At 40.9% G+C, this 12900-nt stretch carries 9 protein-coding genes; 4 read left to right on the top strand and 5 right to left on the bottom strand.

What is annotated here, in order from left to right:
- Nucleotides 1-11: 11 nt before the first annotated feature.
- Genes AC1D0K_RS09005 through AC1D0K_RS08990 form a run of 4 tightly spaced genes read right to left on the bottom strand, consistent with a single transcriptional unit; the run spans nucleotide 12 to nucleotide 6879 of the window.
- Nucleotides 12-1163: a hypothetical protein gene (locus tag AC1D0K_RS09005; protein WP_477391043.1), complete on the bottom strand. Its 1152-nt coding sequence runs from the start codon at nucleotides 1161-1163 to the stop codon at nucleotides 12-14.
- Between the two features lie 22 nt (nucleotides 1164-1185).
- A complete protein-coding gene (locus AC1D0K_RS09000) occupies nucleotides 1186-1890 on the bottom strand; it encodes a DUF3823 domain-containing protein (RefSeq protein ID WP_477391045.1) in 705 nt (234 codons plus the stop codon).
- A gap of 19 nt (nucleotides 1891-1909) precedes the next feature.
- A complete protein-coding gene (locus tag AC1D0K_RS08995; RefSeq protein WP_477391047.1) occupies nucleotides 1910-3727 on the bottom strand; it encodes a RagB/SusD family nutrient uptake outer membrane protein in 1818 nt (605 codons plus the stop codon).
- 11 nt (nucleotides 3728-3738) lie between these two features.
- Nucleotides 3739-6879 carry a SusC/RagA family TonB-linked outer membrane protein gene (locus AC1D0K_RS08990; protein WP_477391049.1) on the bottom strand — a complete coding sequence of 1047 codons (3141 nt, stop codon included), beginning with the start codon at nucleotides 6877-6879 and terminating at the stop codon, nucleotides 3739-3741.
- A 417-nt stretch (nucleotides 6880-7296) separates the two neighbouring features.
- Here AC1D0K_RS08990 and AC1D0K_RS08985 point away from each other — a divergent pair, with 417 nt between their 5' ends.
- The 4 genes from AC1D0K_RS08985 to AC1D0K_RS08970 all read left to right on the top strand — a co-directional run bounded on the left by AC1D0K_RS08985 (nucleotide 7297) and on the right by AC1D0K_RS08970 (nucleotide 12232).
- Nucleotides 7297-8595 carry an aminotransferase class V-fold PLP-dependent enzyme gene (locus tag AC1D0K_RS08985; RefSeq protein ID WP_295718322.1) on the top strand — a complete coding sequence of 433 codons (1299 nt, stop codon included), beginning with the start codon at nucleotides 7297-7299 and terminating at the stop codon, nucleotides 8593-8595.
- Nucleotides 8596-8799: 204 nt separating this feature from the next.
- Entirely contained in the window at nucleotides 8800-9657 is an 858-nt protein-coding gene (locus AC1D0K_RS08980; protein WP_477440618.1) for a universal stress protein, read from the top strand.
- A 261-nt stretch (nucleotides 9658-9918) separates the two neighbouring features.
- Nucleotides 9919-10746: a hypothetical protein gene (locus AC1D0K_RS08975; protein ID WP_477391054.1), complete on the top strand. Its 828-nt coding sequence runs from the start codon at nucleotides 9919-9921 to the stop codon at nucleotides 10744-10746.
- Between the two features lie 286 nt (nucleotides 10747-11032).
- Entirely contained in the window at nucleotides 11033-12232 is a 1200-nt protein-coding gene (locus AC1D0K_RS08970; protein WP_477391056.1) for a PAS domain-containing sensor histidine kinase, read from the top strand.
- A gap of 66 nt (nucleotides 12233-12298) precedes the next feature.
- Here the strand turns inward: AC1D0K_RS08970 and AC1D0K_RS08965 are convergent.
- Nucleotides 12299-12900, bottom strand: a 602-nt coding sequence (locus tag AC1D0K_RS08965) for an OmpA family protein (protein ID WP_477463041.1), incomplete at its 5' end; no start/stop codon positions are given.

Raw genomic sequence — 12900 nt, 5'->3', positions numbered from 1 at the left:
TAGGGATAAGGTTATTTTGATATAAATTTCAGGTCATCTATACCGGTAACCAGATCGGCGTGATCTTTACCGGTGGTAAAGAAGAAGATGCGGAAGTGGTTGATCGCTGTATAATCGGCTCCTCCATCGCCCGTTTTGATGGATTTATCAAAATCGAGCGTTATTAGGTTCCATCCATTTTTTAAGGATGGTATAAGCGGAGCCACGTCCCAGGCCGACTCAAAGGCATCTGATTTTCCTGAACTCGTTATCTCAATGGAGCCATCAGCTTTAAGAAGAGACACATCAGATACATACCACCAGAATTGGAACCTGCCGGTAGTTTCGGTAAAGGTTGTATTAAGCGGTGCAGCCACCTCTTTTATATACTGCATAAAATCGCCGCCATTTGCAATGGTGTTTTTGATATATCCGGCACCTTCTTTTTGGCCCGTGGTTGCAATATTTACATCCCCAACAGTTTGCCAGCCGTCTTTTAAGTCGCAGGCATCAAGCTCAACCGCTGGCGGCGCGGGCGCAGCCTTAAATACAAAGTCGTCCACTCCGGTTATCAGGTCGCCGTGGTCTTTAGTTTTTGTAAAGAAAAATATACGAAAGTGATTTATGGCTGAATAATCTGCACCGCCATCTCCTGTTTTTATGGCTTTGCTAAAATTAAGCGAGATCTCGTTCCAGCCATTTTTTAATGTTGGAATTAACGGCGCTACATCCCAGGCCGACTCAAACGCATCTGATTTTCCTGAGCTGGTGATCTCAATAGAACCATCAGCTTTAAGCAGGGATACATCTGATACATACCACCAGAATTTAAACTGGCCATTAGTTCCATTAAGTTTGGTATCCAATGGTGTTGGTAAATCCTTAATGAACTGCATGAAATCGCCGCCGTTGGCAATGGTGTTTTTGATATAGCCGGTTCCTTCTTTTTGGCCGGTTGTGGTAATGTTTACATCACCTACGGTTTGCCAGCCGTCCTTAGCGTCGGCATTGTCAAATACCACCAGTGTAGGGTCAACAACCGGTGGTGGTGTCGTGGTAGTATCAATATGCGGCGGTTTTAGGCCGGATGTATCCCGCGAAAGATATTTTTCTTTTTTACAGCCGGCAACTGTAAGGGCTATCATGAAGATGGAACATACCATCGTTGTTTTAATGAATTTCATTTCCTTTAGGTTTAAGGTTAAATTATTTAGGAACATCTACCTGAACTATTTCCGAGAAATTTGAACTATTGAAACTATCGCTTAACCGTACCCCAACACGTACAAAAAATGTTCGGCCGGGGATAAGATTAGGAACCGTTAGGGTTATAGCTTTATCGGCAGCACTCAGATCTGTAAACTCTTTATTGATGACTTTTGCATTCAGGTCGGAAAAGTCACGTATAGAGGCTCCTGTACCTACCAGCTTAGTTGTATTAACATAAGGCTGTGCATCCTTTATAGTTGGCAAACCCGCTGCAACAGGGGCTTCAATATTAAACTTTAAGGTTAGTGTTGTGCCGGTTAAAGTGGAGGTAAAGTTTTTAATCACGATGTATGGTGTAACCACAAAATCATGCTTGGTCCCTTTATCAATATTCACAGTTACCGTATCATACACCGGCCAAAAAGCGCCTCCGGTAGGTACAACCTTATAGCCACTTTTAAATAGCTTGGTATCCTCAAATGTACCGTCGAACTTACTTGGGATGGTTTGTGGGGTGGTCCAGCCAATTTGTTGAAGCTTGATTGTGGTACTACCACCTGATGTTGGTAAATTACCACCTTCAGAGGAAACTATATTGCCCTGAAAAGAGGCGTTTGGGCCGTTATAATTGTCTGTTTTTGTACATGCAGAACTTGCCAGTATAGCTACGCCCACCAAAATTCTACTAATCAGTTTTTTCATATCTTAAATTTTTAAATTCTTAATAATTAGGATTGTTAGGGAGTAAATTAGGGTTCTTACCAATTTCGCCGCCCGGAATTCCTTCATAATAAAATTGCTTCTGGAAAGTATATTCCCGGTTAAATAATTCTGGTTCGGCCAGGAAAATGTATTTGTTTTCATTAAATACATAATAAGGCATTAGGCCTTTAAAGTGCGCGCGGTCAAGCACCACATCGGCAATGCGCCATCTTTTTAAATCCCAGTAGTATTGGTTTTCAAAGGCAAGCTCCATACGCCTTTCGTTACGGACTTTAGTCAAATCAATAGAAGCATAAGGTGTTGCGCCGGCCCGGCTTCTTATTTGGTTAACCGAGGTTAATGCATCGCCAGAATTGCCTAATTCCATAGCCGCTTCTGCACGGTTCAGCAATATTTCACCATAACGAAGGTCAATCCATGGCTGCTCGCTTCGGTTCAGATCAACTGCTGACTGGGGTTTGTTATAATCAACATATTTGCGCACATAAAAGCCCGTGCGGGTTAATTCGTCGCCTCCTGTCCAGGGGCCTGTAAAGCCGATTACCTGTTTGCCCTGAAACAATGTTTTTACATCACCTGCAAGTATGTATGAACGGGAGTTAGCCTGTTTGGCAACCTCTGCAACAGCTGTGCCGCTAAAAGAGGGGTAAATACCTCTTTGCATATCAAACGTAAGGCCCCTTAAAGTTGCGCCGGGGAAATAAACGGTGGCTAACAACCTTGGTTCAAGCCCCTGCATCAATTGGGCGCGATTATCGAAACGCTTAGGTGTACCATCGTCATTGGTTACCTGCAAAGCGCCCCAAAGCTGCACAAAATCTAAAGTTGGGTATGAACGTGAAAGTGCGTTAGCTGTCATGTAGCGAGGAGACATGGTAGCATCCCAGCTATGGGCAGTATGATTGGCAATAGAATACTGTTTGATAAAGATATTTTCCGGGCTTCCGCTTTTTAAGAACAGATCAACATAGTTCTGTACCTTGTCGGAATTTGCACTATAAAGTGAGTAATGGCCCTCCAATAATTTGGCGGCATCATAAGCTGCCTGGAAATAGGCAGTTGCTTTATCCGCAGGGATACCTACTAAACCTTGCGCGCGCGCCGGGCCATCAACAAAGTTTACGGAGCCGTACCTGGCAACACATGCTGCATATAACATTGCTCTTGATTTTAATGCGGCTGCCGCATATCTGTTGGCTCTGCCGGCATCGCTGGTTTCGGGCATCATTTGATAACCCAAATCAAGCTCAGCACCAATAAAATCCCATGTAGCCTGTTCTTTATCGCGGTGTACCTGGAGCGTAGATAGCGCCGCTGCCGGATCTTGTGGTACTGTTATGATAGGCACACCACCATAGCGTTTGGCCATACTAAAATAATAGTATGCTCTTAAAAAGTGTGCCTCGCCCAAAAGTGCATTTACCGTGGGCTGGCTTAGCTTGGCCACATGTTTAGGCAGTTCGGCTATCAGTGTATTTACATTTCTGATATCGCCGTATGGCCAATAGCCAAAGCCGCCTCCAATATCCATGCCGCCAAAGGGGCCAACTTCTTCGCCGTTAACAGAGGCCGAATTGTAAAAATTCTCCCAATCGTTACCGCCTGTTTTAAATCCCTGATCTGGTCTGTATTTAAAGTCCTCGATAGGTAAATTTTGATATATGGTTGCTAAAAACGACTTAACACCAGCTTCGCTACTGTATATAACGTCGGGAGTAACTATATTGGTTGGCGGAATATCCAGCTTTTGGCAGGAAGTTAGCGAGCCTCCTACGCTGATGGATATTGCTATAATTAATTTATGTATACTTTTCATATGTCAATGGTTTAAAAGGAAACGTTAGCTCCCAGATTAAAAGTCCTGTTCATTGGGTAGGTGTATCCGCCTAAAGCCTTGCCGAAATCGTTATTGTCTCTTGGATTAGGGCCCTGGTGTTCAGGATCATAGTTCTTTAAGCCGGTAAATGTTAACAGGTTATAGCTGTTTACATATACCCTGAGTTTTCTAACACCTATGCTTTTCAAAACTGCCGGAGATAAGGAATAACCAAATTCAAGTGTTTTTACACGCAGGTAACTGGCGTCCTGTATAGCTTTTGTGCCTTGTGCATCTGGCGATCCCATTGCCGGGTAATATCCCGGTACCCATTGTGTGTTGGGGTCAAAAACGTTTGCGGCAGGATCTGCGGTGTGCCAGCTGTCTAAAAAGCGGGTTAACGCGCTTCTGCCATACATCAATGGGGATGCAAATTGCTCGCCGTATTGTACGTAAACACCAGCGGCGCCTTGTAAAAGCATGTTCATATCAAAGCCTTTATAGCTTATACCTACGGTAAAGCCATAGTTATATAAGGGGATATCGGTAGTTGCAATAGGATGGCTGTCCTTATCATCTATAACCCCGTCGCTGTTCCAGTCCTTATAGTAATAGTCACCCGGTACTACATTATTATTACCCCCACCTGTATTTATGCCATAATTGTATATTTGTTTGTAGGTGGTAAACTGCCCGGCATATTCTGGTCCCCACCAAACATTCTGATATCTGTTTGTTTGGTTCTCTTTCCAGTTTGAGTACTCGTTACCTGAATTACCACGCAGAACAGTCATGTTTTTTAAACGGGTTGTACCTATGTTTCCTGTAAGGTTTACGCCCACCTTACCAAAGGTGTTCCTGTACGATAAGTTGAAATCCAATCCCTGTACCCTGTCGCTGTTATAGTTGATCTGTGGCACCTCTGCGCCCACGGTTCCGGGTAGGGCTGTGGAAGGCTTGGCGGGTAATCCTGTTCTGTCGTTTCTGAAAACTTCAATAGTTCCATCAACTTTGCCACCAAATAAGCCGAAATCGATGGCTATATTCTTCAAGGTATTTACCGACCATGTTAAACCGGCGTTGCCCAATTTTGGGGCCGATCCGTTTACCGCGCTTGGGCCAAAAATATAGCTGTTTACCGGGTAGGTATATCCGTTAACATAATTAAAAGGAGGCGCATTATCTTCGGCACCAACCTGGCCATAAGAGGCTCTGATCTTTAAGTTGCTGAGGATGTTTTCAGAAATAAGGCTGCGGAAAAAGTTTTCTTTGGTTAAGACCCAGCCTATTGATCCGCCGGGGAAAAAGCCCCATTGATCTTCTCCCGGCTTATACAAATTGTTACCATCTCTACGGAAGCTGAATTCGGCAAGATACTTTCCTTTATAATCGTAATTGAACCTTCCTATTATACTCCTGTGTGCACGATCCTGTAAAGCGCCGGCATCCATACCGCCAGCCATGTTAGAGTTTTGCAGCCCTCCGAATAAATAATCTACAGGAATCTCCGTATCCCGGTAAGCATTAAAATTGTCGGCAGTTTCATGGCTTTGCTCATAGGTAGCCATTGCTGTGATGTTATGATCATCAAAAAACGTGTGAGCATAATTTAATGTAACCTGGCTTAATGTATTTAAATGGGTATAATAAGCACGGGTAATACCTGAAGGTGAATTTACTAAACTTGGTATGTAAGTATCATCAGCTGCTTTATAGGTATATAAGGAAAATGTCTTTTTTATTTGATTAAAATCATTAACCCCATAATCAATGTTAAACAAAGCCTTGGCGCTCAAGCCGGGTATGCCCGATATGTCATACTGTAAATTTAACTGACTTGTAATGCTTTTATTCCTGCTCCGTTTTGAACCTACTTTATCGGCATCAGTGAAGATTGAAGGATTCATGTTATCATCCATTACAGCAGGGTATAAAGGATTGTTATTGGCATAGATCTGGTGTGTAGGTATCTGGTTCCAGGTGTACTTATAAACAGTCCACTCATCAGTATAAGGCTGGTTTTTCTCATCCATCCAGGCCGATGTTAATACCTGTGCCTTTAACCCTTTTGTGATGTTGGCGGTTACGTTTGAGCGGAAATTATACTTGTTATAGTTTAAGTCTCCGGTTTTAAAAACGCCGTCCTGTCTTTGATAACCAAAGTTGAAGAAATAGCTTATTTTATCATTTCCACCATCAATATTTAAATTGTGCTGTATTTGGTTGGCTGTTTTCCTGAAAACCATACCCACCCAGTCGGCTGTTTTGTTAGTTCCATCGAGCCATGGTTTCATATCGGCATATGAATATTGCGGAGTTACATTAGCTACAAAATTATTAGCGAAATCGCGTTTAACTTTTTCATTTGTCAGCATCATATAATCTACAGCGCTTACGCCCTGGGGCATTCCCAAAAATGTTTGGATGGCATCGTTAACCGAATAATTGATGTTCATCTTTCCGGTCTTGCCGCCTTTTTTGGTTGTTATTAAAATGGCTCCGCCGGCCGCCCTCATGCCATATATGGATGCGGCAGCATCTTTCAGTACAGAAATACTTTCAATTTCATTGGGATCCATGCGGCCTATGGTTGATTGGTCGCCGCCAATTACACCATCAATTACAATTAACGGAGAGCTTTGATAGCCCCTGATATTTAAATTATTAGCGTAAGATCCTGGTTCGGCGGTTGTTTGTACAATGCGTACACCTGGTATTTTACCGGTAAGCATGTTTACAACACTTTCGTTTTTGGTTGTGGTGATCTCTTTACTTTGAAGTGTTGATACAGAGCCGGTTATTGTAGCTCTTTTTTGTACGCCATAGCCCACAACAACTACCTCATCGAGGGTTTTATTGGTTGAGGTTAAGGCAATAGTGCCACCTTTTATATCTTTTACAGCTACCTCTTTGGTAACGTAACCTATATAAGATACCTGTAAAAACACGTTGGAGTTGGCAACGTTGAGGCTGAATTTTCCTGCAATATCAGTTATGGCGCCAGCGGTAGTGCCTTTAATTTTTACACTTACCCCCGGAAGTGCCGACCCATCGGTTAAATCTATGACCTTTCCGTTGATGGTAGTTTGCTGGGCTAACAAACTAATGGGGAAAAGAAAGAGGAGTATAAGTAAGTATTTTAATTTTTTCATATTGTCTCTCTGTTAATGGTTAAGTTTAATTGGTTTGGTTTACCATGTTAGGGTAATAAATAGCGCGTGCGGCGGCATACTTACGGCGGCTTAGCTTCGTAGTGGTACATGATGTTATTTAGTTTGATTAATAAATCACCCGGTGCCATTGATGGCGGGAGGTGCTATAATTGGTTTATATTAATGACACAAAAGAAGAGGCGTTCATTAATAAAAAATAAATAATAGATTAATTTTAGCTGTAAAAGCACTAAAAGAATCACTTTTGAGATATTTTTCGCAATCGATTGTATTTTTTTAAACAAGCCGATGGCTTTTATTGAATTTAAAACAGGCAGGCAAGGAGTGCAATAAAACTATCTGTTAAACTTTTATTATACCGTTTGCTTGTGTGCGCTCAATACCCTAAATTCGTTTATGACCAATAACCGACGCAGTTTTATTAAGCAAGCGGCCGTGCTTACCGGCGCTTTTTCGGCATCAAGCTTGTTTAACCAGGCACATGCCCAGGACTGGAAATCAGCTCAAAATAAAATAACCCATTTAACGCCCCAACAGGTGGCGCAGGATGAAGATTTTTGGGCTGTAATTCAAAGGTCGTATTCGGTAAACTCTAATATTATCAATCTTAATAATGGGGGTGTTTCGCCTTCGCCCCTGGTAGTGCAGCAGGCAGTTGAACGATACAACCAACTAACTAATGAAGGGCCATCATACTACATGTGGCGGATACTTGACCAGGGCCGCGAACCCCTGCGCGAGAAACTGGCGTTATTGGCCGGAGCCCTGCCCGATGAGATAGCCGTGAACCGTAATGCTACCGAATCACTGAATACCATTATATATGGTCTGCCACTAAAAAGCGGTGATGAAGTGATAGGCGCCAAATTGGATTACCCGCACATGGTACAGGCTTACCGGCAACGGGCATTGCGCGAAGGAATTGTTTATAAGCAGCTAACTTTTGATTTCCCGATAGAGGATGACGGGCAAATTGTAAAAGCTTACCAGGATGCCATCACCTCCAAAACAAAACTGATACACGTTACGCATATAGTTAACTATGTGGGGCAAATTATGCCGGTTCGTAAAATATGCGATATGGCCCATGCCAGGGGTATAGAGGTTATTGTAGATGGCGCGCACTCCTTTGGATTATTGGATTTTAAAATACCCGATTTAAATTGTGATTACTTTGGCACCAGTTTGCATAAATTCCTCTCGGCGCCTATTGGCAGCGGGATGATGTGGATTAAAAAAGAAAAGATATCCAAAGTATTGCCGCTGTTGTGTGATGATAATCCGCAGGGCCCGGATATTCGGAAATTTGAGAACCTGGGCACCCGTAGTTTCCCGATAGAACAGGGGATAGGCGAGGCCGTAAACTTTCAGTTGGCTATTGGCAGCAAACGTAAAGAGGAGCGGATTCGCTACCTTAAAAATTACTGGGCCGGTAAGGTGCAGCACTTGCCCAAAGTAAAATTGCATACCTCATTAAAACCCGAATATTCCTGCGCTATATGCGGCGTATCTGTTGATGGTATGACCCCGGCGCAACTGGAGGCTGCATTGTTTAATCAGTATAAGATCCATACCGTGTCAATAGTGTTTGAAAACGTAAGCTGTGTGCGGATAACCCCGCATGTGTATACCACCATTGCCGATCTGGACAAGTTGGTGAAAGCAATTACCGAGGTAGCTGGAAAGATAGGGTAGCGATGTATTTTACTGATGAGGTTTAAGTTAGGGACTACCTGTATTAAAATTAGCAGGATGAAATTGTATTGATTTTTTTGCTCAGCAGAGAATTATTTGAAAACGTGTTTATTGTTACATGTCATTAACAGATATGACCAATATCATTAATTTGTTGCCGGTTATTTCGGAATTTTATGTCAATAAAATCAATCACCCATAACCATGAAAACCATACTTGCCCCAACCGATTTTTCAGACACCGCAACACATGCGGCTGAATACGCTTATGACCTGGTAAAGCAACTTAAAGCCAAGCTGATTTTGTGTAATGCCTTTATTGTGCCGGCCGAAATACCCGAAGCAGGAATGGTAGTTTGGCCAATGGATGATTATCAGCACATCATGGATGATAGCCTTGCCGAGCTTGAAAAATTAGCGGCCCGGTTACAAAGCAAGGAATCAAATGATGATGTTAAGCCTAAGGTAACCTGTATTAACGAAATGGGCGATTTTAACAGTGTGTTAAAACAAGTTATTGAAAACAGTCATGTTGATATGGTAGTTATGGGAACTCACGGCAGGGGCCTCAGTAAATTCCTTTTAGGGAATCATGCTAAAGGAGCTATCAATTACGCGTCAAAACCTTTGCTGCTGATTCCGCCTAAGGTTGCTATAAAACCGATAAAGAAAATTGCTTTTGCCACAGATTTTAAACACCCCGACGAGGATTTAAAATTTGTATATGAATTGATACCATTTGCAAGAATGCTTGATGCCGAAATATTAATTACCCATATAGCTAAGGGAAAGGAGCATGCTGATGGTTTTAAAACACTTATAGGGCCTTTCCTGACTGACCTATCCAACAAAAGCAATTACTCTCATATATATTACCGCATATGCGAAGGAGAGAAGCCCGACGATGGCTTAAACTGGCTATGTGTACACGGTCATGTTGATATTTTAGCAATGGTACATCATTCGCATAGCTTTTTGCATGGCTTGTTAAACGGCAGCGTTACTCAGAAAATGGCCAGTAAAATAGAAATTCCACTGCTTGTGTTCCACGCGCAAAATTAATAGCATTCAGTTTTTTATATTGTGAGAAGCCTCTTATAATGAGGCTTTTGTTATTATTTATGGAGGGCCTGAGCCAAACCAATGATCGTTTTTTAGTATATAGAGCAAAACTTAAAAAGCACCAGGAATATGTATGCCAGTAGCTGGATGTAGCTTATTTATGATCAGAAATACATTTCCGTGTGATGGTGGTCACTAATTTACTGCCAGTATTTTTTAAACTTTACTTAGTAGTATCTCACTTGTTCTAATCTCATCATTATGAAAACAATCCTTGTAATAAATGATCATTCTGCCGAAGCTGGTCATACCAGGGCATTTGTTCAGTTAATGGCCGAAAAAAACCATGCAAATATTCTTATAGCTAACACCAATAAGATAAAAAGTAAAGTTTTTGAAAAAGTATTAACCAAAAACGGAAGTGGTTATACAGATAATGCATTACCCGTTAATAATGTGCCTGGCCATTTGTCGGTACCTTGTATTGATGATCAGGCTTTTAAACCAGAGATAAAAGAAATTGATATTTCAAATGCCAATGAAACGGAACTTGCCGCACTGGTTAATAAAGAACAAATATGGCTGATGGTTAAAGGTATGGGCCACGGTACATCTACCTCAGCCATTAAAATAAACGTTAATTATTTACTGAACAAGGTGCTTTGCCCGCTGATGCTGGTACCTGCCAACTGGCAAATAAAGAATCTTGAACGGATAGTTTACATAGCCGACCTTCGTTATTGCCGGTTACACATTGTGCGTTACCTGGTTGATATGGCAAAAGCTATAAAGGCCCATCTTTCTATTGCCCATTTATCGGCAAAAGGCCTGCCGCACATGGATGAAAAGTATGCCTTTGATGTTTTTAATATAGCGATATGTAAGAATGTTAATTATGATCAATTGTATTTTAATAATATCAGAGAGAGAAACCTATCAACCGCTGTGGATGTTCTGGAAAACGGGATGCATAATGATCTGTTGGTTATGATTAATCACCGGTATCATTTTGCCGAAATAATAGGTACAGATATAAAAGATAAACTCCCTGAAAACCTCACCGTTCCTGTGCTTGTTTTTCCGTATTAAACAGCTATTAAAGTGAACAATAAAACTGATCAGGGAAGTGCCTTGGGCTAATCAGGGTTCCATTGAGTTGTGTCATGTTATTAATAGCATGCTACATACTTTTGCATAAATTGTAAAAAGATGGTTTTATAAACGGTTTATAATTAAATAAACGCGATCTGTTATTGTAATTACTTCAATTTTAGTTATCCAAAGTGATGCTCATCATTTGTTTAACTAATGATACATCCAATATTTACAGATCATAACTAAGATCCTCTTTACAGTAACTTTTCCTTGTTAACGAATGATGAATAATGAAGCATTGCTACATGCGATAATTGAGAATGCTATTGATGGAATTATCAATATTGATCAACAAGGGATCATCAAATTAGTAAATACCCGGTTATGTGAGCTTTTTGGATACCAGTCACGGGAATTGATTAATGAGCAGGTTGAAACACTCTTACATTTTAAAGATGAATTATCCCGGCAGGAGCATGTAAAGAACAATGCGGATACATGGATAATTAATATAACAGGCAAGGAGTGTGAAGCAACCGGGATAAAAAAAGATGGGAGTACCTTTCCCGTTAAATTAGCATTACGCAAGGTGTTATGTAACGATGAAGTAGTTTTTACCGCGGTAATTCATGACCTGAGCGTTGAAAAAAAGATGGCTGAACAGCTAATGGAATATACTAATAACCTTGAATCAGTTGTTCATGACCGTACTATCGAATTGCAAAAACTAATAGATCAGCTAAAAATATCACAGAACGAGGCTGAGGATTTATTAGAAAAAGAAAAGGAAATTAACCAGGCCAGAACGTACTTTGTATCTATGGCTTCGCATGAGTTTAGGTCGCCACTAAGCTGTATACAATTGTCTGCTTCATTAATTGAACGTTATTTCAACAGGTTGGATAAAGAAAAAATCATGATACACCTGCATAAAATTAAGGCATCGGTTAAGGATTTAACAGATATTTTAGGCGATTTTTTATCTGTTGAACAAATAGAAGCAGGTAAGATCATCCCTATCTACGGGGAATTTGATCTTGTAATTTTTTGCGAGGAGCTGTTAAATGAAATGAGGCAGCTGACTAATAAAAACCAGAAATTATTTTACAACCACGCCGGTATACATACAATTTGTTTACTTGATCAAAGCTTGCTTAAATATTGTTTAAGTAATTTAATTTCAAATGCTATTAAGTACTCGCGTGATATTTGCTTAATTGAGTTGGAAACAAAAATTGATGATAAGGAGTATGAAATACGGCTTAAAGACAATGGAATAGGTATTCCGTTGAAAGACCAGGAGCATTTATTTGAAGCTTTTTTCAGGGCGGATAATACCCAGGATATTCCGGGAACTGGCTTAGGCTTAAATATCGTTCAGCGTTATGTGAAATTAATGAACGGTACTATCCAGTTTAAAAGCAGTGAATCATCGGGTACTGATTTTAAATTGATCTTTCCGTTATTCAGTGTAATATAGTTATAACATAAAACAAAAAAAGCTCCGGGTTATCCGGAGCCTTTTCAAATAATATTTTATTAAAGATTATTTTTGTTTGAACTGAACACGGCGGTTTAATACACGTCCTTCTTCAGTTGAGTTATCAGCAATTGGATTGGTTTCACCAAAGCCTTTTACTTTCACTTTCTTAGCATCAACACCAGAGTTAACTAAGTAAGTTTTTACAGAGTTAGCACGGTCTTTTGATAAAGCGATGTTGTGAGCTGCAGTACCTTCAGATGAAGCAAAACCGTCTATTTCTACACTTTTAGCAGAAGCCCTAAGGTCAGCTGAAGTTGCATCTAACACAGGGTAAGATGAAGTGCGTAATACTGAGCTATCAAATTCAAACTGGATGTTTGAGTAAGCAGTACCTACAGGTGCTTTTAAAGTAGAATCTGGTTTAGGGAATACGATAACGCAACCAGAACCATCAACAACGCTACCAGCAGCAGTACCTGGGCATTTGTCAAACTGATCAGCAACACCGTCACCGTCTGAATCTTTTTTCAGGTCGTTAACCGCAGTTTCTACGTTGGTAACACGGCCTTTTAAAGCTTCAACTTCCTGGCGTAAAGCTGCATCGTACAATTCATCATACATTTGAGCAACTGGGTTTACCCACTCTAAGTTTTGTTTTGATTTAG

The sequence above is a fragment of the Mucilaginibacter sp. P1_A3 genome (assembly GCF_056406855.1).
The sequence above is the reverse complement of the archived record's forward strand: the minus strand, read 5'-3'. Positions and strand labels throughout refer to the sequence as shown.

Coding starts and splice junctions, on each gene's coding strand:
- AC1D0K_RS09005 (WP_477391043.1), bottom strand. CDS start 1,163: ATGAAATTCATTAAAACAACGATGGTATGTTCCATCTTCATGATAGCC.
- AC1D0K_RS09000 (WP_477391045.1), bottom strand. CDS start 1,890: ATGAAAAAACTGATTAGTAGAATTTTGGTGGGCGTAGCTATACTGGCA.
- AC1D0K_RS08995 (WP_477391047.1), bottom strand. CDS start 3,727: ATGAAAAGTATACATAAATTAATTATAGCAATATCCATCAGCGTAGGA.
- AC1D0K_RS08990 (WP_477391049.1), bottom strand. CDS start 6,879: ATGAAAAAATTAAAATACTTACTTATACTCCTCTTTCTTTTCCCCATT.
- AC1D0K_RS08985 (WP_295718322.1), top strand. CDS start 7,297: ATGACCAATAACCGACGCAGTTTTATTAAGCAAGCGGCCGTGCTTACC.
- AC1D0K_RS08980 (WP_477440618.1), top strand. CDS start 8,800: ATGAAAACCATACTTGCCCCAACCGATTTTTCAGACACCGCAACACAT.
- AC1D0K_RS08975 (WP_477391054.1), top strand. CDS start 9,919: ATGAAAACAATCCTTGTAATAAATGATCATTCTGCCGAAGCTGGTCAT.
- AC1D0K_RS08970 (WP_477391056.1), top strand. CDS start 11,033: ATGATGAATAATGAAGCATTGCTACATGCGATAATTGAGAATGCTATT.